General features: G+C 59.7%; 25 protein-coding genes and 4 tRNA genes. 7 read left to right on the forward strand and 22 right to left on the reverse strand.

All coding sequences use genetic code 11. From position 1 onward, the window contains the following. Positions 1–36 precede the first annotated feature (36 nt). Together BSF40_RS14580 and BSF40_RS14585 are read left to right on the forward strand one after the other, a co-directional pair. Positions 37–210: a DUF3094 domain-containing protein gene (locus tag BSF40_RS14580; RefSeq protein WP_007970531.1), complete on the forward strand. Its 174-nt coding sequence runs from the start codon at positions 37–39 to the stop codon at positions 208–210. Between the two features lie 60 nt (positions 211–270). Beyond that, positions 271–1,569, forward strand: coding sequence for an NAD(P)/FAD-dependent oxidoreductase (locus tag BSF40_RS14585; protein ID WP_007970529.1), 1,299 nt, complete (start codon positions 271–273; stop codon positions 1,567–1,569). Positions 1,570–1,742: 173 nt separating this feature from the next. Here the strand turns inward: BSF40_RS14585 and BSF40_RS14590 are convergent. The 7 genes from BSF40_RS14590 to rluD form a co-directional block, all read right to left on the reverse strand. Further along, a tRNA-Pro gene (locus tag BSF40_RS14590) sits at positions 1,743–1,819 on the reverse strand. Positions 1,820–1,914: 95 nt separating this feature from the next. Then, a tRNA-Lys gene (locus BSF40_RS14595) sits at positions 1,915–1,990 on the reverse strand. A gap of 5 nt (positions 1,991–1,995) precedes the next feature. Further along, a tRNA-Pro gene (locus BSF40_RS14600) sits at positions 1,996–2,072 on the reverse strand. A 9-nt stretch (positions 2,073–2,081) separates the two neighbouring features. Beyond that, positions 2,082–2,157: transfer RNA gene (locus BSF40_RS14605), tRNA-Asn, on the reverse strand. A gap of 300 nt (positions 2,158–2,457) precedes the next feature. Continuing rightward, positions 2,458–5,022 carry an ATP-dependent chaperone ClpB gene (gene clpB, locus BSF40_RS14610; RefSeq protein ID WP_015096877.1) on the reverse strand — a complete coding sequence of 855 codons (2,565 nt, stop codon included), beginning with the start codon at positions 5,020–5,022 and terminating at the stop codon, positions 2,458–2,460. A 130-nt stretch (positions 5,023–5,152) separates the two neighbouring features. Further along, positions 5,153–5,878 carry a peptidoglycan editing factor PgeF gene (pgeF, locus tag BSF40_RS14615; RefSeq protein WP_095965640.1) on the reverse strand — a complete coding sequence of 242 codons (726 nt, stop codon included), beginning with the start codon at positions 5,876–5,878 and terminating at the stop codon, positions 5,153–5,155. Continuing rightward, positions 5,875–6,837 carry a 23S rRNA pseudouridine(1911/1915/1917) synthase RluD gene (gene rluD / locus BSF40_RS14620; RefSeq protein ID WP_007990414.1) on the reverse strand — a complete coding sequence of 321 codons (963 nt, stop codon included), beginning with the start codon at positions 6,835–6,837 and terminating at the stop codon, positions 5,875–5,877. Before rluD ends, pgeF begins: the two co-directional genes overlap by 4 nt. 151 nt (positions 6,838–6,988) lie before the next feature. Between rluD and BSF40_RS14625 the strand changes: the two genes are divergently transcribed. From BSF40_RS14625 to BSF40_RS14640, 3 genes are all read left to right on the forward strand, one after another. Next, entirely contained in the window at positions 6,989–8,011 is a 1,023-nt protein-coding gene (locus tag BSF40_RS14625; RefSeq protein WP_015096879.1) for an outer membrane protein assembly factor BamD, read from the forward strand. Between the two features lie 199 nt (positions 8,012–8,210). Then, a complete protein-coding gene (locus BSF40_RS14630; RefSeq protein WP_095965641.1) occupies positions 8,211–8,444 on the forward strand; it encodes a PP0621 family protein in 234 nt (77 codons plus the stop codon). A 344-nt stretch (positions 8,445–8,788) separates the two neighbouring features. Then, positions 8,789–10,126 carry a sigma-54 dependent transcriptional regulator gene (locus BSF40_RS14640; protein ID WP_095965643.1) on the forward strand — a complete coding sequence of 446 codons (1,338 nt, stop codon included), beginning with the start codon at positions 8,789–8,791 and terminating at the stop codon, positions 10,124–10,126. Between the two features lie 13 nt (positions 10,127–10,139). Here BSF40_RS14640 and thiO read toward each other — a convergent pair whose 3' ends face one another. The 7 genes from thiO to BSF40_RS14675 are packed head-to-tail and all read right to left on the reverse strand — an operon-like array spanning position 10,140 to position 14,226. Continuing rightward, complete coding sequence (gene thiO / locus BSF40_RS14645) at positions 10,140–11,240, reverse strand: glycine oxidase ThiO (RefSeq protein WP_095965644.1); 1,101 nt, start codon at positions 11,238–11,240, stop codon at positions 10,140–10,142. A gap of 56 nt (positions 11,241–11,296) precedes the next feature. Then, positions 11,297–11,698 (reverse strand): type IV pilin protein, encoded by a 402-nt coding sequence (locus BSF40_RS14650; protein WP_007970514.1) that lies wholly within the window; start codon positions 11,696–11,698, stop codon positions 11,297–11,299. Between the two features lie 14 nt (positions 11,699–11,712). Continuing rightward, positions 11,713–12,054 (reverse strand): hypothetical protein, encoded by a 342-nt coding sequence (locus BSF40_RS14655; RefSeq protein ID WP_256589512.1) that lies wholly within the window; start codon positions 12,052–12,054, stop codon positions 11,713–11,715. 58 nt (positions 12,055–12,112) lie between these two features. Beyond that, positions 12,113–12,577, reverse strand: coding sequence for a PilX N-terminal domain-containing pilus assembly protein (locus BSF40_RS14660; protein WP_371918087.1), 465 nt, complete (start codon positions 12,575–12,577; stop codon positions 12,113–12,115). A gap of 25 nt (positions 12,578–12,602) precedes the next feature. After that, positions 12,603–13,310 (reverse strand): PilW family protein, encoded by a 708-nt coding sequence (locus BSF40_RS14665; protein WP_095965646.1) that lies wholly within the window; start codon positions 13,308–13,310, stop codon positions 12,603–12,605. Continuing rightward, entirely contained in the window at positions 13,307–13,756 is a 450-nt protein-coding gene (pilV, locus tag BSF40_RS14670) for a type IV pilus modification protein PilV (protein ID WP_095965647.1), read from the reverse strand. Before pilV ends, BSF40_RS14665 begins: the two co-directional genes overlap by 4 nt. Beyond that, complete coding sequence (locus BSF40_RS14675) at positions 13,753–14,226, reverse strand: GspH/FimT family pseudopilin (RefSeq protein ID WP_095965648.1); 474 nt, start codon at positions 14,224–14,226, stop codon at positions 13,753–13,755. The genes pilV and BSF40_RS14675 overlap by 4 nt, the downstream gene beginning before the upstream one ends. Before the next feature lie 124 nt (positions 14,227–14,350). Here BSF40_RS14675 and BSF40_RS14680 point away from each other — a divergent pair, with 124 nt between their 5' ends. Further along, positions 14,351–14,890 (forward strand): GspH/FimT family protein, encoded by a 540-nt coding sequence (locus BSF40_RS14680; protein WP_095965649.1) that lies wholly within the window; start codon positions 14,351–14,353, stop codon positions 14,888–14,890. Here BSF40_RS14680 and ispH read toward each other — a convergent pair. The 6 genes from ispH to murJ all read right to left on the reverse strand — a co-directional run bounded on the left by ispH (position 14,859) and on the right by murJ (position 22,384). Then, complete coding sequence (gene ispH, locus BSF40_RS14685) at positions 14,859–15,806, reverse strand: 4-hydroxy-3-methylbut-2-enyl diphosphate reductase (RefSeq protein WP_015096888.1); 948 nt, start codon at positions 15,804–15,806, stop codon at positions 14,859–14,861. The genes BSF40_RS14680 and ispH overlap by 32 nt on opposite strands. 176 nt (positions 15,807–15,982) lie before the next feature. Then, entirely contained in the window at positions 15,983–16,420 is a 438-nt protein-coding gene (gene fkpB, locus BSF40_RS14690; protein ID WP_172435717.1) for an FKBP-type peptidyl-prolyl cis-trans isomerase, read from the reverse strand. A 7-nt stretch (positions 16,421–16,427) separates the two neighbouring features. Then, entirely contained in the window at positions 16,428–16,940 is a 513-nt protein-coding gene (lspA, locus tag BSF40_RS14695; RefSeq protein ID WP_007970932.1) for a signal peptidase II, read from the reverse strand. Beyond that, positions 16,933–19,764, reverse strand: coding sequence for an isoleucine--tRNA ligase (gene ileS / locus BSF40_RS14700; protein ID WP_007970927.1), 2,832 nt, complete (start codon positions 19,762–19,764; stop codon positions 16,933–16,935). The genes lspA and ileS overlap by 8 nt, the downstream gene beginning before the upstream one ends. 13 nt (positions 19,765–19,777) lie before the next feature. After that, positions 19,778–20,716 (reverse strand): bifunctional riboflavin kinase/FAD synthetase, encoded by a 939-nt coding sequence (gene ribF, locus BSF40_RS14705; protein WP_007970925.1) that lies wholly within the window; start codon positions 20,714–20,716, stop codon positions 19,778–19,780. A 129-nt stretch (positions 20,717–20,845) separates the two neighbouring features. Further along, a complete protein-coding gene (gene murJ, locus BSF40_RS14710) occupies positions 20,846–22,384 on the reverse strand; it encodes a murein biosynthesis integral membrane protein MurJ (RefSeq protein ID WP_095965650.1) in 1,539 nt (512 codons plus the stop codon). A gap of 252 nt (positions 22,385–22,636) precedes the next feature. Between murJ and rpsT the strand changes: the two genes are divergently transcribed. Then, on the forward strand, positions 22,637–22,915 hold the full coding sequence (gene rpsT / locus BSF40_RS14720; RefSeq protein ID WP_007970922.1) for a 30S ribosomal protein S20: 279 nt from the start codon (positions 22,637–22,639) through the stop codon (positions 22,913–22,915). 182 nt (positions 22,916–23,097) lie between these two features. On the opposite strand, the gene BSF40_RS14725 is transcribed toward rpsT, so the two are convergent. Together BSF40_RS14725 and proB are read right to left on the reverse strand one after the other, a co-directional pair. Further along, positions 23,098–23,562 carry a CreA family protein gene (locus BSF40_RS14725; protein ID WP_090451491.1) on the reverse strand — a complete coding sequence of 155 codons (465 nt, stop codon included), beginning with the start codon at positions 23,560–23,562 and terminating at the stop codon, positions 23,098–23,100. 12 nt (positions 23,563–23,574) lie between these two features. After that, positions 23,575–24,693 (reverse strand): glutamate 5-kinase, encoded by a 1,119-nt coding sequence (gene proB / locus BSF40_RS14730; protein WP_033047437.1) that lies wholly within the window; start codon positions 24,691–24,693, stop codon positions 23,575–23,577. Positions 24,694–24,819 lie beyond the last annotated feature (126 nt).

Below are 24,819 nucleotides of genomic sequence, written 5' to 3' on the forward strand. Positions count from 1 at the left end.
CACATTCAGCAACGTCTACCTTTGACGAGGCCCGATATGACCAGCCGCCTGAACCCCGACGACCAAAAGCATGTCGAAGAGTACCTGCAGTTGTCCCAGCACCAAGTCGAGCGCCGGCCTTTCCGGCCGTGGATGCTCCTTGTACTGGTATTGGCAGTGACCATTGGTCTTGGCCTGTTGAGCCGACTTATCAGTTACCTGACGCTATGAGCTGCCTTGCGCTCGCTCGGGTAATTGCACCGATTTCTTTTAGCCTTGCGAGTTATCCCCATGTCCCATCGTATTGTCATTGTCGGCGGCGGCGCCGGCGGTCTGGAGTTGGCTACCCGTCTGGGTAAGACTCTGGGCAAGCGCGGTACGGCCAGCGTGATGCTGGTCGACGCGAACCTGACCCACATCTGGAAACCCTTGTTGCACGAAGTGGCGGCCGGGTCCCTGAACTCTTCCGAAGACGAACTCAACTATGTCGCCCAGGCCAAATGGAACCACTTCGAGTTCCAGCTGGGGCGCATGAGCGGGCTCGATCGCGCGAATAAAAAAATCCAGCTGGCCGCCACCTACGACGAGGCCGGTCTGGAACTGGTGCCGGCCCGCGAAGTGCCCTACGACTCGCTGGTGATCTCCGTTGGCAGCACCACCAACGATTTCGGCACCCAGGGCGCAGCGCAACACTGCCTGTTCCTCGACACCCGCAAACAGGCCGAGCGCTTCCACCAGCAACTGCTCAATCACTATTTGCGCGCACACGCCGGTCAGACCGACGCAGTCGAACAAATCAGCGTGGCGATCGTCGGCGCCGGTGCCACCGGGGTCGAACTGGCCGCCGAGCTGCACAACGCCGCCCACGAACTGGCGGCCTATGGCCTGGACCGGATCAAACCGGAAAACATGCACATCACCCTGATCGAAGCCGGTCCACGGGTACTGCCGGCGCTGCCGGAGCGGATTGGCGGGCCTGTGCATAAAACCCTGGAGAAACTCGGGGTCAACGTCATGACCAATGCCGCGGTCAGCGAAGTGACGGCCGACAGCCTGATCACCGCCGACGGCAACGAAATCAAGGCCAGCCTGAAAGTCTGGGCCGCGGGGATTCGCGCGCCGGGTTTCCTCAAGGACATCGATGGCCTGGAAACCAACCGCATCAATCAGCTGCAAGTGCTGCCGACCCTGCAAACCACCCGCGACGAGAACATCTTCGCCTTCGGCGACTGCGCCGCCTGCCCGCAACCAGGCAGCGACCGCAATGTGCCACCACGCGCCCAGGCTGCTCACCAACAGGCTTCGTTGCTGGCCAAATCGCTGAAGCTGCGCATCGAAGGCAAGCCCCTGCCGGAGTACAAGTACACCGACTACGGCTCGCTGATCTCACTGTCGCGTTTTTCGGCTGTGGGTAACCTGATGGGCAACCTCACCGGCAGCGTGATGCTCGAAGGCTGGCTGGCGCGGATGTTCTACGTGTCGCTGTACCGCATGCACCAGATGGCGCTGTACGGGCCGTTCCGTACGGCGATGCTGATGTTGGGCAGCAAGATCGGTCGCGGCACTGAGCCACGCCTGAAGCTTCACTAAAACACCCCCTGTGGGAGCGGGCTTGCTCGCGAAGAGGCCGTGTCATTCAACTCTTATGTCGACTGACACACTGCCTTCGCGAGCAAGCCCGCTCCCACATTGGTTTTGCGGTGTTACGGGTTTCTCGCAGACAAAAAAAATCCCCGTATCTTTCGATACGAGGATTTTTAATATGGTCGGGGTAAGGGGATTCGAACTCCTGACATCCTGCTCCCAAAGCAGGCGCGCTACCGGACTGCGCTATACCCCGGTAAAAAAAAGGCACCTTTGAAAGGCGCCTTCTGCGAACAGAGCTTTTGGCGTCTGATCTTAAGATTCGATTCCAGCGTTAACTGGTTTCAAAAATGGTGGGTCGTGTGGGATTCGAACCTACGACCAATTGGTTAAAAGCCAACTGCTCTACCAACTGAGCTAACGACCCAAATATGGTCGGGGTAAGGGGATTCGAACTCCTGACATCCTGCTCCCAAAGCAGGCGCGCTACCGGACTGCGCTATACCCCGGTTTGAAATTGGCTCCGTGACCAGGACTCGAACCTGGGACCCAATGATTAACAGTCATTTGCTCTACCGACTGAGCTATCACGGAACTACACATTTCAATTTACAACTTTGAAGCTTTACTGCGTTCTCTTCGACCCGTTCGCATCGCTGCGTTCGTGTGTCTGAGGCGCGCTATTCTACAATCTTCAGCACCTCTGTCAACCCCCTAAATTGCTTTCAAGTTAATGATTTGCAACTTATTTTGGATTCCTGCTTGGGGAGCGGAAACCCTGGCGGGTGACTGACTGCGGGGCGCACTTTACAAGCCTTTTCCTTTGAGTTCAACAGCCTAACGAAAAAAAGGCCTCGTTATGCGAGGCCTTTTCGATTTTGTTGCCGTTAAGGATCAGACGAAGACGATTTCGTCGTTTTCCACCACACCGTGAGCGGTATCGCCCGGCATGAACCGTCCGGACAGAATCAGCTGCGCCAGCGGGTTCTCGATCCAGCGCTGGATAGCACGCTTGAGCGGCCGTGCGCCGTACACCGGGTCGTAACCGACCGCGATCAGCTTGTCCATGGCTTCAGGGCTGAGCTCAAGCTTCAGCTCGCGCTCGGTCAGGCGGCTACGCAGACGACCCAACTGGATCTCGGTAATGCCGGCGATCTGATCCCGCGCCAACGGCTCGAAAATCACCACTTCGTCGACCCGGTTGATGAACTCCGGCCGGAAGTGGCTGGAAATCGCATCCATCACCGCCGCGCGCTGCGCCTCACGGTCACCAACCAGTTCCTGGATCTGCACTGACCCCAGGTTGGAGGTCATGACAATCACGGTGTTCTTGAAATCCACCGTGCGGCCATGGCTGTCGGTCAAACGGCCGTCTTCGAGCACTTGCAGCAAGATGTTGAACACATCCGGGTGCGCCTTCTCGACTTCGTCCATGAGGATCACCGAATACGGCTTGCGACGTACGGCCTCGGTCAGGTAACCGCCCTCTTCATACCCCACGTAGCCCGGTGGCGCACCGATCAGGCGAGCCACGGAGTGTTTCTCCATGAACTCGGACATGTCGATCCGCACCATCGCCTCTTCGGTATCAAAGAGGAATTCGGCCAACGCCTTGCACAGCTCGGTTTTACCGACACCGGTCGGGCCGAGGAACATGAACGAGCCGCTCGGGCGATTCGGGTCGGACAACCCGGCACGGGAACGCCGCACCGCGTTGGAAACGGCCACCACCGCTTCATCCTGGCCGATCACACGCTGGTGCAACAGGCTTTCCATCTTCATCAGCTTGTCGCGCTCGCCTTCGAGCATTTTCGACACCGGAATACCGGTCCACTTCGACACGACTTCGGCGATCTCTTCTTCAGTCACCTTGCTGCGCAGCAACTGGTTTTCGGCTTTGCCATGCTGATCGACCATTTGCAGGCTGCGCTCCAGATCCGGGATCACCCCGTACTGCAACTCGGCCATGCGGTTCAGGTCGCCTTTGCGGCGGGCTGCCTCCAGTTCCTGACGGGACTGTTCGATTTTCTGCTGGATCTGCGCAGAACCCTGGACTTCGGCTTTCTCCGAGTTCCAGATTTCTTCGAGATCGGAGTACTCACGCTCATGACGAGCGATTTCTTCCTGCAATTTTTCCAGACGCTTCTTCGCCGCGTCGTCGCTTTCTTTCTTCAGCGCCTGGGATTCCACCTTCAGCTGAATCAGGCGACGCTCCAGACGGTCCAGCACTTCGGGCTTGGAGTCGATCTCCATGCGGATGCGGCTGGCGGCTTCGTCGATCAGGTCAATGGCCTTGTCCGGCAACTGCCGGTCAGTGATGTAGCGATGACTGAGCTTGGCCGCCGCAATGATCGCGCCGTCAGTGATGGCCACCTTGTGGTGAACCTCATAACGCTCTTTGAGGCCACGCAGGATGGCGATGGTGTCTTCTTCGCTCGGCTCGTCCACCAGCACCTTCTGGAAACGTCGCTCGAGAGCGGCGTCCTTCTCTATGTATTGGCGGTATTCGTTCAGCGTGGTGGCGCCCACACAGTGCAACTCACCGCGGGCCAGGGCCGGCTTGAGCATGTTGCCCGCATCCATCGAGCCTTCACCTTTACCGGCGCCGACCATGGTGTGCAGTTCGTCGATGAACAGGATGATCTGCCCTTCCTGCTTCGACAGTTCATTGAGCAGGGATTTCAGGCGCTCTTCGAACTCACCACGATACTTGGCACCGGCAATCAGCGCCCCCATGTCCAGGGACAACAGACGCTTGCCCTTGAGGCCATCCGGCACTTCGCCATTGATGATGCGCTGGGCCAGGCCTTCGGCGATGGCGGTTTTACCCACGCCAGGCTCACCGATCAGCACCGGGTTGTTCTTGGTACGACGTTGCAGCACCTGGATGGTCCGGCGAATTTCATCGTCACGGCCGATCACCGGATCGAGCTTGCCGTCTTCGGCGCGCTTGGTCAGGTCGACGGTGTACTTGTCCAGGGCCTGGCGTGCTTCCTCGTGGTTCGGATCGTTGACGGCCTCACCACCACGCAGGTTGTTGATCGCGTTTTCCAGGGCTTTCTTGCTCACGCCCTGACCGAGCAACAGCTTGCCGAGCTTGCTGTTCTCGTCCATGGCGGCAAGCAGCACAAGCTCGCTGGAGATGAACTGGTCGCCTTTCTGCTGGGCCAGACGATCGGCCTGGTTGAGCAGGCGCGCCAGATCCTGCGACATATTCACATCGCCGGTCGGGTTCTGGATTTTAGGTAGCTGGTCGAGCTCTTTGGTCAGCTCTTTACGCAGGCTATTGACGTCGAAGCCCACCTGCATCAACAGGGGCTTGATCGAGCCGCCCTGCTGCTCGAGCAAGGCTTGCATCAAGTGCGCCGGTTCAATGGCCGGATGATCGTGGCCGACAGCCAGGGATTGGGCATCGGACAACGCTAACTGCAATTTGCTGGTTAAACGGTCTATACGCATGGGTCACCTTCCTTTTGAGCAGGCCGGACCTATAAAACATCCTGAATGAAGAAACCTGCCAGATACCACAATAGATGTGGTCGATTCTGGGAGTTTCAAGCGTCGTGACGTTGATGCAGATCAGACAAGTCTAGCGTTCGAGCCAAACCAAGGAGGCAAACCGACCAGTGCGAGGACTGCGGCGGTAAGAAAAGAAGCGAGGGTCGGTTACGGTGCAGAGACCACCCCCATAGACAGCCGTGACACCGCGAGCCGCGAGCCGCAGACGTGCCAGCCTATAGATGTCGGCCATGAACTTGCCGGGGTTCTGACTCGGCACAAAAGCCTCAGCGGCTTGCGGCAACTGCTGAACGAAGGTCTCGCGCACTTCCGGGCCGACTTCAAAGGCCTGCGGGCCAATGGCCGGACCGAGCCAGACCAGTACTTCGGCGGATGGCACATTGAGGCTGTCGAGAGTCGCTTCCAGCACACCTGCCGCCAACCCGCGCCAACCGGCATGGGCTGCCGCGACACGCGTACCGGCACGGTCGCAAAACAGCGCGGGCAGGCAGTCCGCAGTCATCGCTGCGCAGGCGACACCCGGCGTTGAAGTCCAGCTGGCATCAGCCATGTCCACCCGCCCCGGATCGGCATGAGCCACGACAATGCCGTGGACCTGCTGCAGCCAGGCCGGTTGAATGGAGAAATGATCGGTCAAACGACGGCGATTCTCGGCAACCGCTTCGGGGCTGTCGTCGACGTGATCGCCGAGGTTGAGGCTGTCGAACGGCGCCACACTGACGCCGCCCGCACGGGTGGTCACACAGGCTTTGACCCCGGCCGGCGCGGGCCAGTCAGGAATCAGCCAGTCACTCATCCGATGAACGCCTCGCGGTCTTGCTTGAGCAGGGTCAACAGCCAGACGAAGTCTTCCGGCAACGGCGATTCCCAGCTCATGCGCTTACCGGTGGTCGGATGATCCAGTTCCAGGAAACGCGCATGCAGCGCCTGACGCGGGAAATTCTTCAGCGACTCGACCATGGTCGGGTTGGCGGCCGGCGGAATACGGAAACGACCGCCGTAGGCCGGATCTCCGACCAACGGGTAGTTGATGTGCGCCATGTGCACGCGAATCTGGTGCGTACGACCGGTTTCCAGCTTCACCCGCACGTGAGTGTGGGAGCGGAAGCGCTCGAGCACGCGGTAATGGCTGACGGCTTGCTTGCCACCTTCCATCACGGCCATGCGCTGGCGTTGCTGGCCGTGACGACCGATCGGCGCGTTGATCTTGCCGCCGGCTGTCACCACACCGATCACGATGCACTCGTAGATCCGGCTGACGCTGCGACTCTGCAACTGTGTCACCAGCTGCGTCTGCGCCTGAATGGTCTTGGCCACCACCATCAGACCGGTGGTGTCCTTGTCCAGACGATGCACGATACCGGCGCGGGGCACATTGATGATGTCCGGCACGTGGTGCAGCAAGGCGTTGAGCAAGGTGCCGTCGGCATGACCGGCAGCCGGGTGCACCACCAGGCCCGCAGGCTTGTTGATCACCAGGATGTCGTCGTCTTCGTAGACGATGTCCAGGGCTATGTCTTGAGCGACCCATTCGCCCTGAGCTTCCTGCTCGGCAGTCAACTCAAGGATGGCGCCACCGTGGACGATGTCTCGCGGGCGGATAACCGCCCCATCCACAGTCAGGCGGCCGTCTTTGATCCAGGCGGAAAGGCGCGAGCGCGAGTGCTCAGCGAATAATTGTGCGGCGACTTGATCGAGGCGTTGGCCGCCCAATTCGGACGGCACCTCTGCGCGAAGTTCAATTTTATCGGACATGCTCAGACTAGGCGTCGGCACAGCCTTTGGTTTCGGCTGCGCGCTTGTGGTTAAATACGGCGTCTTTTGCCCCGAGGCTTTTCAACGGGGCGCTCATCATAACAGGACGGCCACGCCCAAGACAGCGGCCGTCATAGGGACGCAAGCCGCCATGCAAGTGAAACACCTGCTGCTGATCGCCATCCTCGCATTGACCGCTGCTTGCTCATCGAAGGAAGTCGTAGACGAAAACCTCAGTGAAGTCGAGCTGTACCAACAGGCTCAAAATGACCTGGACAACAGTAGCTACACCTCCGCCATCGCCAAGCTGAAGGCTCTGGAGTCGCGTTATCCGTTCGGTCGCTATGCCGACCAGGCGCAACTCGAGCTCATCTACGCCAACTACAAGAACACCGAGCCGGAAGCGGCCAAGTCCGCGGCTGAGCGCTTCATTCGTCTGCACCCACAGCATCCGAACGTCGATTATGCCTACTACCTCAAGGGTCTGACTTCTTTCGACCAGGACGTCGGCCTGCTGGCGCGTTTCCTGCCGCTGGACATGACCAAGCGTGACCCGGGCGCCGCCCGCGACTCCTATAACGAGTTCGCCCAGCTGACCAGCCGCTTCCCGAACAGCCGTTACGCACCGGATGCCAAGCAGCGCATGATCTATCTGCGCAACCTGCTGGCGGCCTACGAAATTCACGTAGCCGACTACTACCTGACCCGTCAGGCCTATGTCGCGGCGGCAAACCGCGGTCGTTACGTGGTGGAAAACTTCCAGGAAACCCCTTCGGTCGGCGACGGCCTGGCGGTGATGACCGAGGCCTATCAGCGCCTGCACCTGGACGAACTGGCTGCCACCAGCCTGGAAACCCTGAAGCTCAACTACCCGAACCACCCGACGCTGGTAGACGGCCAGTTCGTGCCGACCGTGGCCGAAGCCGACAACCGTTCGTGGCTGAGCAAGGCGACCCTGGGCCTGATCGAATCCCGTCCGCCGCTGCCACCAGGCGAAACCCGCGCCAATCAGGACGTACAGAAGCAGTTCCAGGACGCCAAGGATGCGATTCCATCCGAACTCAAGCCTAAAGACGACAATGGCGACGTGATCGAAGAAGAAAATCACGAAGCGGAAGGCAACAACAGCGACCGCTCGTGGTTCAGCTACATGACCCTGGGCGTGTTCGACTGACACCTCGCACTGTGCAAAAGGGAGACTTGTAGGAGCGAGCTTGCTCGCGATGGACGTCAACGTTCACGCGCTTTGTCTGAATAAACGCGTCGTCCTTGAGACCATCGCGAGCAAGCTCGCTCCTACATAAGCTATTAGGCTGTGCGCTGGTCATGTCCTTGGCTAAACTAGCCAATCACTCGTCGAAAAGCAGCTCACCATGCTTCGTTTATTGTTCTGGATTGCCCTGATTGCCGCTGCCGTATGGTTCTGGCGCAAATTCAAGGGTCAGGCATCCACCCCCAGCCCCCCTGCCGAACGGGATGCGGCGCCCATGGTCCGCTGCGCCCATTGCGGTGTTCACCTGCCCCGTGACCGCGCGCTGAGCCTCGACCAGCGGTGGTATTGCAGCCAGGCTCATCTCGAGCAGGACAAGGACTCCGGCGACCGCTGACACTCTCCCGATTTGGCAGCCGATCGAGGACTATCGCTGACACCCAAGGAACTGAAAGGCATCGAGTGACGTCTGACACAGATTATTCAAGACCTCTCTCTGCGAATGAACCGGGTAATCAAAAACGTCCTGTACCTGCAGCGCCGCGCGCAAATGTTGCCGCCATGGCTTGACCTGAAATCACTGGAAATACTCCATCCCGAAGCCCCCGCCCCGTCTATCAAGGGCCCGGGGCTTTATCTGTCCGGCCAGCCGGGCGAAAGCACTCCGTCCCGCCTAGACTTCAAGGCACGCCAGGAAAGCGGCTGCTTTTGCATGACCTTTGCTCACGGACGGAACCTAGCTTGAACACGAGACCACGACAAAAAGTCTTGATCGTCGATGACGAACCAGACATACGCGAACTCCTGGAAATCACCCTGGGAAGGATGAAACTGGAGACGTTCAACGCCCGCAATGTCGTCGAAGCGCAATCGCTACTGAAAAGCGAAACATTCGATCTCTGCCTGACCGACATGCAATTGCCGGATGGCACCGGCCTGGAATTGGTGCAGCACATCCAGCAACGTCACCCTCAGGTCCAGGTGGCGATGATCACCGCCTATGCCAGTCTCGAAACCGCAATCAATGTGCTCAAGGCCGGAGCATTCGACTTCCTGACCAAACCGGTGGACCTAACGCGCCTGCGTGAACTGGTCACCAGCGCCCTGCTGCTTCCTGCCCGCGGAGTCGACATCGATCGCCGTTTGCTGGGCGACTCATTACCCATGCGCAACCTGCGCAAGCACATCACCAAACTGGCCAACAGTCATGCGACGGTATACATCAGCGGAGAATCCGGCAGTGGCAAGGAATTGGTCGCGCGCCTGATCCATGATCAAAGCCCCCGCGCCAAGCAGCCGTTCATTGCGATCAACTGCGCGGCGATTCCCTCGGAACTGTTGGAGAGCGAGTTTTTCGGCCATCGCAAAGGCAGCTTCAGCGGCGCCATCGAAGATAAACCCGGTCTGTTCCAGACAGCTCACGGCGGCACCCTGCTCCTGGACGAAGTGGCTGACCTGCCGCTGGCAATGCAGGTCAAACTGCTACGCGCCATTCAGGAGAAAGCCGTACGCAGCGTCGGCGGGCAGCAGGAAGTGGCGGTGGATGTGCGCATTCTCTGCGCCACACACAAGGACCTTGGCGCCGAAGTCGCCGCCGGGCGATTTCGGCATGATCTTTACTACCGCTTGAATGTGATCGAACTCCGGGTGCCGCCCTTGCGCGAGCGTCGCGATGACATCGAGGTGCTGGCCAGCCACATACTCAAGCGCCTGGCCGCCGATACGGGTCAACCGGCAGCCAGACTCCACCCCCAAGCCCTCGATGCGCTGAAAAGCTATCGCTTCCCGGGCAATGTGCGGGAACTGGAAAATATGCTCGAACGGGCTCACACCTTGTGCGAGGACAATCAGATCGAAGCCATTGACCTGCGTCTGGCTCAAGGCAATTGCGCAGCTGAAAGTGGAATACCGGACCTGTCCCGGATAGACAATCTGGACACCTATCTGGAAAACGTCGAGCGCCAACTGCTGCTCCAGGCCCTGGAGGAAACCCGCTGGAACCGCACGGCGGCGGCTCAGCGGTTGAATCTGTCATTCAGGTCGATGCGTTACAGGCTCAAGAAATTGGGACTGGATTGAGACTTTAAACAGATCACAGTCTTCCAGCAGGCGCATAAGGCGTCGGATCGATAATCGGCGTACGACCCAGCATCACATCGGCAAACAACTGACATGACGCCGGCGCCAACACCAGTCCGTTACGGTAATGCCCACAGTTGAGCCAGAGCCCGTCAAACCCGGGCACCGGGCCGATATAGGGAATGCCCTCGGGTGATCCCGGGCGCAATCCGGCCCAGTGCCCCACCACTTCGGCATCGGCCAGTGCCGGGATCAATTCCACCGCCGACGCCTTCAGGCTTTCCAGTGCAGACCCAGTCGGTGTCTTGTCAAAACCTTCATGCTCCAGCGTACTGCCGATCAGTATGTGTCCGTCGCGCCGGGGAATCGCATAACGGCCCTTGGCCAGGACCATGCTTGGCAGGAAGTCCGCCGCGCACTTGTAGAGAATCATCTGCCCTTTCACCGGCTCGACCGGCAGCGTCAGATCAAGACGCTTGAGCAACTCACCGCTCCAGGCCCCCGCCGTCAGGACGACTTGATCGCCGAGAACAGCTCCTGTGGCGGTCTGCACGCCGACCACTTTGTTGCCGTCACGAACAAACCCGCTGACTTCGCACTGCTCATGGATCGTCACGTTCGGCAGCGCCAGCAACGCGGCCTTGAGCGACTTCACCAGACGCGGGTTACGCACGTTGGCGACGTCGGCCATGTAGATCGCCCGGGAAAAACCGCTGCCCAGCACTGGCACGGCGTCGTGTGCCGCCGAGATATCCACGGCGCTCAACGGACGATGTTCCCGGGCGGCCCAGGCCAGCGCTTGGGCCTCGTCATCCAGATCCAGCCAATACAGACCGGTGGTATGCACTTCAGGATCAACACCGGTGGCGGCGAACAAGCGCTCGCCCAGTTGTGGATAAAAGTCCTGTGACCAGTGAGCCAACGCAGTGACCGCCGGGCTGTAGCGCCACGGGTAAAGCGGTGAAACGATGCCGCCACCGGCCCAGGACGACTCCTGACCGACGTTCGAGCGATCCAGCAGCACAACACTTTGCACTTCGGAGGCGAGATTGAAGGCCGTCAGCAAGCCAATCACCCCACCGCCGACAATCACCACTTGCTGTTGCCTGGTCATGTTCTGATCCAATCGTTAAATAGACAGCGGGTGCAAAAGGCACCCGAAAAAGAAACTCAGCGCCCCCAGCAATCTTTGCTGGTCAGGCCGGACTTCGCATTGACCATACCCAGTACACCGGTGTTGGTGATGGTCAGATCACCGCATTTGTCAGTGGCCATGCTTGAGCCGGCCTTGCGTACCGCCGTCAGCAGAAAGGTCTGGTCGGTCAGGGCTGGAGTGATGCTGTAGTAGTCATTGCCGGCGCTGAGGCCCGTCGCATCGGTGTAGACATTTTTCTGCGAGTAGAAGCGCTCCAGCAGCTGCGCCTGCTCCGAAAGCAGACCAGCGACTTCCGCGCGACGGCCCTTGTTCAGGTACTCGGTGAAACTCGGGGCGGCAATGGTCATGACAATCCCGATGATCGCAATCACGATCATGATTTCGATCAGGGTAAAACCGCGGTTGGAACTACGCATGCCTCAACTCTCACTTACTGTATTTGTCGCCACATGATGCGACGGCTGCCACCGGATTTTTCCATCCCTGGCGTATCGTCGCCAGTGGAATCGTTCACGCCCCCGCCATTATCACCGGCGTCCTGGGTCGAATGCTCTCCGACGAAGATCACGCCTTCAGACAGGGTGTCGAGGTTGTCGACCACGCCATCGGCGTTGCTGTCGAGCATCTTAACGCTGATCGCTTCGGGCAGCTTCAGGCAGACGGCTTTCAAGCCCTGATTGCCATGATAGAAACCGTACCAGTTGCCATTCGCCAGACAGGTTGGCCGGTTCAGCGCTGGCGAATCCGCTGGCGTGGCTGCGTGCGCCGACATCGACAGGTCAAGCGCGACTACAACGCCGAGCAGGTGTGACCATAACCTGACAGGTCGCTCAGTACTTCGCATAGATACTCTCCACCACACTGCGCGAATGACCCGCGATGCCGACTGCGGTTACCCGATACAAGGTCGCCGGGGTATTGATTGGCACATTCACCGCCTTCTTGCTGACACCGATGTTTTGCACGCCATAAAAACCCTTGCCCGATGCAATCCAGGTCACTCCGGAAGTGGCGTTGAAGCCGGCTGCGGTAATGGTCGAGGACTCGGACGGTGGTGCACATTGAACGATGCCGCTGCAAACAGGTAGCGCATAACTGTCCCGCTGCACGCCACTCTCGCCCACCCGCAATGCTGCCTCGGCGCTCTGAAACGACTGGTTGTGCAAGGCGACGCTACCGGCCATCTTTTCCTGCAGGGTCGCGCTCTGCATCGAGGAGAGGCCAATCAGCGTCAGCAAGAGCAAGAACACCAGACTGACCAGCAGCGCCATGCCGCGCTGGGGGTAATGCGTCATGGGAGAACGATTCAATGGCATCCCCTCATGGCAAGCGGTTGCGTAGCGCGGCAACCACGTTGAAGGTTTGATCGCTCACCCGGCGGCTCGGATCGGTGAGGGTCAGGCTCAGGCGTACGCTACGAATCAGCGCGGGGTCCGGCGGGTTGCTGCTGTAGCGCGATGCTGCCAGATCAGTGGCCGTGCTGGCCAGGCCGAAGCTCACGTCGAAAGCGCGGACGTTATCCACCAATACCTGGGGTGCTGCGGCCCCGCCCTTCATGAGCAATTGGTTGTTGCTGAACCTGTAAGTCAGCCGCCGGATCGGAAATGCCTGCTGCCCTGCCGCTGGCGTCCGGCCTTCACTGTAGGCCGTCGAATGGATTCTACAATCGGAAAGCACGGTCCAGTCCGGTTTGTCGCCATTACCGCCGATATCCGCCATAACCAGCGTCAAACTGCGGCTACCATTGTCCCAACGGATCGGCGTTGTACGACTGGTATGGAAATCACCTTTCTCACTTGAATCAGTGATCGTTTCCAGACAACCGAACATCCCGACCATGCGGACTTCCTTAATCATTTTGCTCAACACGAAACGTGCATCCTCCTGCATGTTCGCGGCCGCACTCTGGCTGAGATAGGTGTTCTTGGCCGCGATGAAAACCTGCACCACGCCGAGCACCACGATCAGGCTCAATGCCAGGGCGATCAGCAACTCGACCAGGCCAAAGCCTCTGCTACGCCGACTCACGGGATCACCACCGGATCAATGGCCGTCCGGCTGCTCAGGACAAAGCTGCGCCGCGAGTCGGCAGCATTGGCAGCCCGTGAGTCGTCCCAGGTAATCGTGATGGTGTACACCTGCTGATTGACAGTGACACTGCCGATCGCGGATGCACCGAGCGAGCTGACAATATTGGCGTTGAAGTCAAACAGGTCCTGATCCCGGGCAACGTCCGGATTGCCCGAAGCCGGAGGCGCAATGGTGTAGTCCGCAGCGGCATTGGCGCGAATGCGGTCCAGCATGTCGTAGGCGATAAAACTGGCCTGACTGGTCATGCGCGCGCTGTCCGTGTACTTCAGCGCATTGAGCTGAAACGCCGCTGCGCCCAGCAACCCCACTCCCAGAATGACTAACGCCACCAGGACTTCGACCAGCGTCATGCCCTCCTGCGAGCCTTGCATCCCTGCTCTCATCCGCAACGTCCACCCAATAGAATTCGGCCGCTCAAACACACTGTCAGCGTCCTGCTTTGTGCTCCTCGCCCATAGCTGATCACCACCTCCGAGGACGGTGATGACAATCCGCCCAGACTGTTGAAATCGATGGCAGTGACGCCAGAGGTTAGCGCCAGAGTTGCGCCGTTGCTCATCGCCGGAACAACCCGCAATACATTGGCCAAAGCGCCAGTACCGTCGTAAATCGCCAGCTCCCCACTCCAGACATCCCCGCCGGCTGTCGGCCGCACACGCGTGGTATTGCCCCGATCGATGGCTTCGAGCCGGGCAACATTCAACGCTCGTTTCAGGTCCGCGATTTCGGTATCAGCCCTGGTTGTCTGCGTCGAGCGGGTAAACGTCGGGACGGCCATAGTCAGCAGGATCAGAAGAATCGCGAGCGCGACCAGCAACTCGATCAGCGTGAAACCTTTTGTACGATGCTCCATCGGGCCCTTCTGTTTCCTTCGGCTATACCTGCTGTTGCGCAGCACAACGTTCGAACGATGCTGTGCGTTGCCATTGCTCGCGCACGGATTGCGCGAGCCACAGCACGCCACGGAGGGAAATATCATGCGACAACACGGCTTCAGCCTGATCGAACTGCTCATGGGACTGGCAATTACAGGAATTGTTCTGCTTCTGGTCACTCCGGCGTTCGCAACGCTGATCGAGTCGAACCAAAGACAGCAAGCGGCGCAGGCTCTTTTCAGTGGTATTCGCACCGCCCGGAGCGAAGCCATCGTCCGCAACCAGGCCGTGGTGATTCACGGCATCAATGGCGACTGGAGCCAAGGCTGGCGGATGATCCTGGATATCAGCGGCAAAGGGGAGATGGACAGCGACAATCCACTGCTGGCCGAACGCCAGAGCGGCGCACGCGTGTCGATTGCAGGGAACGGTTCGGTCGAAAGCTCAATACGATTCAGAGGTCAGGGCGAAGCACTGATTGGAGGGACGTTACACATTTGCGCGGTTCGCGAACCGGTAAGCCAACATCAAGTGGTGTTGGCACGGACCGGTCGCGTCAGCCTGCGCAACGACAAGGTTGAGCAGGCGTTATGCGAAAAAAGGACTGAATTCAGAGCAACGAGCGAACGCGCAGTTCTTTAGGCATCGAGAACGTGATGTTCTCCTCGCGACCCGCCAGCTCATCGGCACCGGTGGCACCCCAGGCCTGCAACTGCTGGATCACCCCGCGCACCAGGACTTCCGGGGCGGATGCGCCAGCGGTGATGCCAATACGCTCGACGCCGTCGAACCAGCTCTTTTGCAGGTCTTCGGCACCGTCGATCAGGTAGGCCGGAGTGGACATGCGCTCTGCCAGCTCGCGCAAGCGATTGGAGTTGGAGCTGTTCGGGCTGCCGACTACCAGCACCACGTCGCACTCATCGGCCAATTGTTTGACCGCGTCCTGACGGTTTTGCGTGGCGTAGCAAATGTCGTCCTTGCGCGGTCCACCAATGGCCGGGAAACGCGAACGCAGAGCGTCGATAACGCGACTGGTGTCGTCCATCGACAAGGTGGTCTGGGTCACGAAAGCGAGCTTTTCAGGGTTGTTCACCTGCAACGCCGCGACATCTTTCTCGTCTTCGACCAGGTAGATCGCGCCACCGTTGCTGGCATCGTACTGGCCCATAGTGCCTTCGACTTCCGGGTGACCGGCGTGGCCGATGAGAATGCACTCTCGGCCGTCACGGCTGTAACGCGCCACTTCGATGTGAACTTTGGTCACCAACGGGCACGTGGCATCGAACACCTTCAGCCCGCGGCCAGCCGCTTCGCTGCGCACGGCCTGGGAAACGCCGTGTGCACTGAAGATCACAATGACGTCGTCCGGCACCTGATCCAGCTCTTCGACAAAGATCGCGCCACGGGAGCGCAGGTCTTCGACGACAAATTTGTTGTGGACCACTTCGTGGCGTACGTAGATCGGCGGCCCGAAGACTTCCAGGGCGCGGTTGACGATTTCGATCGCCCGGTCCACACCGGCGCAGAAGCCACGGGGGTTGGCGAGTTTGATTTGCATGCTGTGCCTCGTGTCTTGCGCGCGAAAAATGGTAATGCCCTGCCGTTCGTCGAACACCGTGTTCAAGAACAGCGAGGGTTTGGTGTGGGAGCGGGCTTGCTCGCGAATGCTGACTGACATTCAACATTGATGTCGTCTAACACACCGCTTTCGCGAGCAAGCCCGCTCCCACACTTTTACAACGCTTTGACGGAAATGATTTCCACGTCAAAGGTCAGCGTCTTGCCCGCCAGCGGGTGGTTGAAGTCGATGGTCACTTGCGCGTCGTCGAACTCTTTCACCACGCCCGGCAGTTCAGTATTGGCCGCATCGTTGAAGATCACCAGCAAACCCGGCGACAGTTCCATGTCTGCAAACTGCGAGCGCGGAATGATCTGCACGTTTTGCGGGTTCGGCTGGCCGAAGGCGTTTTCCGGCTCGATGCTCAGTGTACGCTTGTCACCGGCCTTGAAACCGAACAGGGCTGCTTCGAAACCTGGCAACAGGTTGCCGTCACCGACCTTGAAGGTCGCAGGGGCTTTGTCGAAGGTGCTGTCCACCGTGTCGCCATTCTCCAGGCGCAATGCGAAATGCAAGGTGACTTCCGTGTTCTGGCCGATGCGTTGCTCAGCCAATACCTGTTCAGTCATGAACGGTTTCTCCGGTCTTTTTACTTTTGAACATATCCAGTGCCAGCATGACAGCACCTACCGTGATTGCACTGTCGGCAAAGTTGAACGCCGGGAAATACCAGCGGTTCTGCCAATGCACCAGAATGAAATCGATCACATGGCCCAGGGCAATGCGGTCATACAGATTGCCCAGCGCGCCACCGAGTACCAGGGCCAGCGCAACCGCCAGCCAGGTTTCGTTGCGCCCCAGACGCTTGAGCCACACAACCAGCACCGCACTGACCACCACCGCGATCAAGGCGAACAGCCAGCGCTGCCAGCCGGAGCTGTCAGCCAGGAAGCTGAACGCCGCGCCAGTGTTGTAGGCCAGGGTCCAGCTGAAGTAATCGGGGATGATCACGATCTGCTGGTACATCTGGAGCTTGCCTTCGAAGTAGAACTTGCTGGCCTGGTCGATGACCAGTACCAGCAAACTCAACCAGAGCCAGCTCAGCCGTCCGAAACGGCCAACGGCATTAGGCATAGTGACGGACCTCGCCAGCGCCGCTGATGTTATCCACGCAACGACCGCAGATTTCCGGATGCTCCGGGTTCACGCCGACGTCTTCGCGGCAATGCCAGCAACGGGCGCATTTGGCGTGGGCCGACTTGACGATCTTCAGCTTCAGGCCGCTGACTTCAGTGACGACCGCGTCCTCGGGTGCCTTAACAAAGGGTGCAACGCTGGCAGTCGAGGTGATCAGCACGAAACGCAGTTCGTTGCTCAGCTTGGCCAGGTCGGCAGTCAGCGCGTCTTCGGCGAACAGGGTCACTTCGGCTTGCAGGTTGCCACCGACAGCCTTGGCTGCACGCTGGATTTCCATCTCTTTGTTGACCGCGACCTTCACTTCCATGATGCGGTCCCAGTAGGCGCGACCCAGCTCGAAGCCTTCCGGCAGTTCGCTCAGGCCTTCGTACCAGGTGTTGAGCATGACGGACTCGTTACGCTCGCCCGGCAGGTACTGCCACAGTTCGTCGGCGGTGAACGCCAGGATCGGCGCGATCCAGCGCACCAGCGCCTCGGAGATATGGAACAGCGCGGTCTGGCACGAACGGCGGGCCTTGCTGTCGGCGCCGGTGGTGTACTGGCGATCCTTGATGATGTCGAGATAGAAGCCACCCAACTCCTGCACGCAGAAGTTGTGGATCTTCGAGTACACGTTCCAGAAGCGGTATTCGCTGTAGTGCTCTTGCAGCTCACGCTGCAGCAGCAGGGTGCGATCCACGGCCCAACGGTCCAGCGCCAGCATTTCTTCGGCCGGCAGCAGGTCGGTGGCCGGGTTGAAGCCGGTCAGGTTCGACAGCAGGAAGCGCGCGGTGTTACGGATACGCCGGTAGGCGTCCGCACTGCGTTGCAGGATCTGCTCGGAAACCGCCATTTCACCCGAGTAATCGGTCGAGGCAACCCACAAGCGCATGATGTCGGCGCCCAGGGTGTCGTTGACTTTCTGCGGCGCGATCACGTTGCCCAGGGACTTGGACATCTTGCGGCCGGACTCGTCGACGGTGAAGCCGTGGGTCAGCAGTTCGCGGTACGGCGCGTGGTTGTCGATGGCACAACCGGTCAGCAGCGACGAGTGGAACCAGCCGCGGTGTTGGTCCGAGCCTTCCAGGTACAGGTCGGCACGCGGGCCGGTTTCGTGGCCCATCGGGTGCGAACCGCGCAGGACGTGCCAGTGCGTGGTGCCCGAATCGAACCAGACGTCCAGGGTGTCGCTGATCTTGTCGTACTGCGGCGCTTCGGCGCCCAGCAGCTCGGCGGCGTCCAGCTTGAACCAGGCTTCGATGCCTTCGACTTCGACGCGCTTGGCGACTTCTTCCATCAGCTCGACGGTGCGCGGGTGCAGTTCGCCGCTTTCCTTGTTCAGGAAGAACGGGATCGGCACGCCCCAGTTGCGCTGACGGGAGATGCACCAGTCCGGACGGTTGGCGATCATCGAGTGCAGGCGCGCCTGGCCCCAGGCCGGAACGAACTGGGTGTCTTCAATGGCCTTGAGCGAGCGCTGGCGCAGGGTGTCACCGGTGGTCGGCTGCTTGTCCATGCCGATGAACCACTGCGCGGTAGCGCGGTAGATCAGCGGAGTCTTGTGGCGCCAGCAGTGCATGTAGCTGTGTTCGATGACGGTGGTGTGCAGCAGCGCACCGACTTCGGTCAATTTGTCGACGATGGCCGGGTTGGCCTTCCAGATGAACTGGCCGCCGAAGAACTCCAGCGAAGGCACGTACACGCCGTTGCTTTGTACCGGGTTGAGAATGTCGTCGTTGACCATGCCGTACTTCTTGCAGGTCACGAAGTCGTCCACGCCATAGGCCGGTGCGGAGTGAACCACGCCAGTGCCGGCACCCAGCTCGACGTAGTCAGCCAGGTATACCGGCGACAGGCGGTCGTAGAACGGGTGACGGAAGTTGATCAGTTCCAGCGCCGAACCAGCGGCGGTAGCGATCACCGAACCTTCCAGCGAGTAGCGCGCCAGGCACGACTCGACCAGCTCTTCAGCCAGCACCAGCAGCTTGTCGCCGACATCGACCAGGGCGTAGTTGAATTCCGGGTGGACGTTCAACGCCTGGTTGGCCGGGATGGTCCACGGGGTGGTGGTCCAGATCACGATCGAGGCCGGCTTGCCCAGGGCAGGCAGACCGAAGGCGGCGGCCAGCTTGGCTTCGTCGGCAATCGGGAAGGCCACGTCAATGGTCGAGGACTTTTTGTTCTCGTACTCGACTTCCGCTTCAGCCAGGGCCGAACCGCAGTCGAAGCACCAGTTCACGGGCTTCAAGCCCTTGAACACGAAACCGCCCTTGACGATTTCAGCCAGGGCACGGATTTCCCCGGCCTCGTTCTTGAAGTCCATGGTCTTGTACGGGTTGGCGAAGTCGCCCAGCACGCCCAGACGGATGAACTCGGATTTCTGCCCTTCGATCTGCTCGGTGGCATAGGCGCGGCACAGTTCGCGGGTCTTGTCCGCGCCCAGGTTCTTGCCGTGGGTCACCTCGACCTTGTGCTCGATCGGCAGGCCGTGGCAGTCCCAGCCCGGGACATAAGGTGCGTCGAAGCCCGACAGGGTCTTCGAGCGGATGATCATGTCCTTGAGAATCTTGTTCAGCGCATGACCGATGTGAATCGTGCCGTTGGCGTACGGAGGGCCGTCGTGCAATACGAACTTCGGACGATCCTTGCCAATCTCGCGCAACTTTCCGTACAGGCCAATACTGTCCCAGCGCTGCAGGATCTGCGGTTCGCGCTGTGGCAGGCCGGCCTTCATTGGGAAGGCGGTGTCCGGAAGGTTTAGCGTGGCTTTATAGTCGGTCATTTAAGGCTCTTCATTAGCGATGGGCGCTAGGTGCGGCTAGTGCACGGGCGGCGGCGACATCCGCGCTGATCGCCGTTTTCAGTGCCTCCAGAGAGGCGAAACGCTGCTCTTCACGCAGCTTGTGGTGGAAAACCACCGTTAAACGCCGGTCATACAGATCGCCGGCAAAATCCAAAAGATGCACTTCCAGGTGGGCTTTGCCATCACCTTGAACCGTGGGCCGCACGCCGATATTGGCGACGCCGGGCCAGGTCTTGCCATCGATCTCGACATCCACCAGGTAAACCCCGGTAAACGGTACGCGACGGCGCTTGAGTTGTATGTTGGCCGTGGGCGTACCCAACTGCCGAGCAAGCTTCTGGCCATGCAATACGCGACCGGCGATCCGGTACGGCCGTCCGAGGAGGCGTTCAGCCAGGGCGAAATCCGCGGCGGCCAGGGCATTGCGGACCTGCGTGCTGCTGACCCGGATGCCATCCAGCTCGACGGTTTGCGCCGCTTCGACGGTAAATCCCTGAAGGATGCCGGCCTGTAGCAGGAAATCGAAATCTCCCGCGCGGTCACAACCGAAACGGAAGTCATCACCGACCTCCAGGTGCTGGACACCCAAGCCATCGACCAGAATGGTGTCGACGAACTCGCTGGCGCTGAGCTTGCTCAGGCGCTGGTTGAAAGCCAGGCACAGAACGCGGTCGACGCCTTCGGCGGCCAACAATTGCAGCTTGTCCCGCAGACGGGCCAGACGGGCCGGTGCAGTCTCCGGAGCGAAGAACTCGCGCGGTTGCGGCTCGAAAATCACCACGCAACTGGGCACGCCCAACTCGAGCGCACGCTCACGCAGCCGCGCCAGGATAGCCTGGTGGCCACGGTGTACACCGTCAAAGTTGCCAATAGTGGCGACACAGCCCCGATGCTGGGGGCGCAGATTGTGGAGGCCTCGAACCAGCTGCATAACGCGCTTCTTGCTCATAAAGTGGTCGATTATAACCACACCCGGCGGCCGACGACAGGCAACACCGTAACCCAAAGTGATCGAACCGACAAAACCGCCGGTTCGCCCGTGTTTATCGAGGCCGGAACCTCAGCCAAGCGTCTTGCGATTGAAGTCGCGCAAACGGAAGCCCATCAACACTAACATGCCGAAATAAGCCACCACACCGGCAATGACCAAGGCCCCCAGACGCAGGAAACGCTCAAGCATCTGCCCCTCACCCCAGGCCGGCATGAAATGCATCCCGGCCAGCAACACGCCAGACATCACCGCCACCGCAATCACCAGCTTGAAGCCGAACTTTGCCCAGCCCGGTTGCGGCTGGTACATCTGCTGTTTACGCAGCTGATAGAAGAGCAACCCCGCATTGAGGCAGGCGCCGGCGCTGATGGCGAGCGCCAGGCCCGCGTGAGCCAGAGGACCAATCAGCAACAGGTTGAACAACTGAGTGACGACCAGCGTGAAAATTGCGATTTTCACCGGCGTGCGGATGTTTTGTTGCGCATAAAAGCCCGGCGCCAGCACTTTAATCACGATAATCCCGAGCAACCCGACGGAATAGGCGATCAACGCACGCTGGGTCATGGCCGCATCATGGGCATCGAACTGACCATACTGGAACAGGGAAACCGTCAGCGGCTCGGCCAGAATCCCCAGCGCCAGGGCGCAAGGCAATACCAGCACGAAGCACAGACGCAGGCCCCAATCGAGGATGCGCGAGTATTCGTGGCGATCCTTGCTGGCGTAGGTCTTGGCCAGGGTCGGCAGCAAAATCGTCCCCAGCGCCACGCCCAACACCCCGGACGGCAGCTCCATCAAACGGTCGGCGTAGTACATCCACGACACGGAACCGGCCACCAGGAAAGACGCGAAGATCGTATTGATGATCAGCGAAATCTGGCTCACCGAGACACCGAGAATGGCCGGCAACATTTGCTTCATGACGCGCCACACACCGCTGTCACGCAGGTTCAGGCGCGGCAGTACGAGCATGCCAATCTTTTTCAGGTGCGGTAGCTGATAGAGCAACTGCGCCAGGCCGCCGACCAGTACCGCCCAGCCGAGCGCCATGACGGGCGGATCGAAGTACGGCGTCAAAAACACCGAAAAGATGATCATGCTGACGTTCAGCAGAGTCGGCACGAAGGCCGGTACCGAAAATCTGTTCCAGGTATTGAGGATCGCACCGGCCAACGACGACAGGGAAATCAGCAGGATGTAGGGAAAGGTCACCCGCAACAGACTGGAGGTCAGTTCGAATTTTTCCGGTGTGTCGGTGAAACCCGGCGCGGTGACCCAGATGACCCATGGCGCGGCGATCATGCCCAACACCGTGACCAGCGCCAGTACCAGCGTCAGCAGGCCCGAAACGTAGGCGATGAAGGTACGCGTCGCCTCTTCACCCTGCTGGCTTTTATATTCGGCAAGAATCGGCACGAACGCCTGGGAAAACGCCCCCTCGGCAAAGATTCGCCGCAGCAGATTGGGTAATTTGAAGGCGATAAAGAAGGCGTCAGTCGCCATTCCTGCGCCAAATGTGCGCGCGATGAGGGTGTCTCGGACAAACCCAAGAATCCGGGAAAGCATCGTGATAGAGCTGACGGCGGCCAACGATTTGAGCAGATTCATGGAAAGAGTTTGTGCCTGTCGATAAACAGCAGGCGAACTAAGCGCCTACTTGTGCGATACTCCGCGCCGCAACAGCACAGAGCCAAAGCTCGCGAGTTTACAGGTCACACGCCGGAAAGAAATATCCCGTCGCACCACGCCTACCACTTAGCGGAACGTTTCAAGCGCCCTTGACAAGACTTCAACTCATCGGCATGATTCGCGGCCTATTTTGTTTGCTATTTCCTAAAAAGTCTTTCGAGGAGCTCGACGGTGGCCAACTCACCTTCCGCCAAAAAACGTGCAAAACAGGCTGAGAAGCGTCGCAGCCACAACGCCAGCCTGCGTTCCATGGTTCGTACCTACATCAAGAATGTAGTTAAGGCCATCGACGCAAAAGACGCTGCCAAAGCTCAAGCCGCTTACGTTCTGGCTGTGCCAGTTATCGACCGTATGGCCGATAAAGGCATCATCCACAAGAACAAGGCCGCTCGTCATAAGAGCCGCCTGAATGGCCACGTCAAGGCCCTGAACGTTGCCGCTGCTGCCTAAGCGACACGCTCATTAAAAAACCGACCTCAGGGTCGGTTTTTTATTGCCTGCGATTTAGCAGGCACCGCAAAAAAATGTGGGAGCGGGCTTGCTCGCGAAGGCGGCGTGTCAGTCGACATCAATATTGACTGATACAACGCTTTCGCGAGCAAGCCCGCTCCCACAGTTTGTTTTGCGTCAAATTATTGGGCGTGCGCCCACGGCAAGATCGGAATCGCCGTCACCGCATTCTGCGGACTGCCCTCGATCAAGCGATCGCTGTACACCAGGTACACCAGCGTATTGCGCTTCTTGTCGAGGAAGCGCACCACCTGCATGGTCTTGAACACCAGGGACGTGCGCTCCTTGAATACCTCATCGCCATCCTTGAGCTCACCCCTGAAGCTGATCGGCCCGACCTGTCGGCAGGCGATGGACGCCTCGGCACGATCCTCGGCCAATCCAAGACCTCCCTTGACCCCACCCGTCTTGGCGCGCGACAGGTAGCAGGTCACACCATCGACCTTGGGATCATCAAAGGCCTCGACCACGATCCGGTCATTTGGCCCGACGAACTTGAACACCGTCGACACCTGGCCGATTTCCTCGGCCGAAGCCAGCAGCGGCATCGCCAACAGCAATCCCAATAATCCTTTTGCCACGCGCATTCAGGTATTCCTTCAGACCAGGATCAGGTTATCGCGGTGAACCAGTTCCGGTTCCGCCATGTAACCCAGCAGACCGACAATCGCCTCGGACGACTGACCAATGATTTTTTGTGCTTCCAGCGCACTGTAGTTGGCCAGGCCGCGGGCAATCTCACGACCGTCCGGCGCCACGCAAACCACCATCTCGCCACGACGGAAGCTGCCCTGCACCAATTTGACCCCGACCGGCAACAAGCTCTTGTTGCCCTGAGACAACGCAGTCACCGCACCGGCATCCAGCACCAGGGTGCCACGGGTTTGCAGATGACCGGCCAGCCACTGCTTGCGCGCCGCCAGCATGCCACGCTCCGGCGAGAGTAAGGTACCGATACGCTCGCCCGCCTTGAGGCGATCCAGCACACGCTCAAGCCGCCCACCCACGATAATGGTGTGAGCGCCGGAACGGGCCGCCAGACGCGCCGCACGCAGCTTGGTCTGCATACCGCCACGCCCCAGCGCCCCGCCCGTACCGCCCGCCACTGCATCGAGCGCCGGATCATCGGCACGCGCTTCGTAAATCAGCTGGGCATCCGGATTGTTGCGCGGATCGGCGTCGAACATGCCATCGCGATCCGTCAGGATCACCAGCAAGTCTGCCTCGACAAGGTTCGCCACCAGCGCCGCCAGGGTGTCGTTGTCGCCGAAACGGATTTCGTCGGTGACCACGGTGTCATTCTCGTTGATGACCGGAATGACTTTGAGCTCGACCAATGCGCGCAAGGTACTGCGGGCGTTCAGGTAGCGCTTGCGGTCGGACAGGTCGTCGTGGGTCAGGAGAATCTGCGCGGTATGCCGGCCGTGCTCGGCAAAGCTCGACTCCCAGGCCTGCACCAGCCCCATCTGGCCGATTGCAGCAGCGGCCTGAAGCTCGTGCATCGCACTGGGTCGCGAAGTCCAACCCAAACGGCTCATACCGGCCGCCACCGCCCCAGAGGACACCAGCACCAGTTCGACACCCGCCTCATGCAAGGCCACCATCTGCTCAACCCAGACACCCATTGCCGCGCGATCCAGGCCCTTGCCGTCCGCCGTCAGCAAAGCGCTGCCGATCTTCACGACCCAACGCTGCGCACCTGTCACCTTGCTCCGCATCATCTTCAACCTTAGCTTGAGGACAGCGCGACCTGGCACTGCCCGTGACGTTATTCGTGGCTATTCGCGACCAACGATTTACAGATACTAAAACGCCGCTCGATTGAGCGGCGCTTAAGTTTATCG

Origin of the sequence: Pseudomonas sp. ACN5 (genome assembly GCF_002303975.1) — a bacterium.
GTDB classification, from domain to species: domain Bacteria; phylum Pseudomonadota; class Gammaproteobacteria; order Pseudomonadales; family Pseudomonadaceae; genus Aquipseudomonas; species Aquipseudomonas laurylsulfatiphila.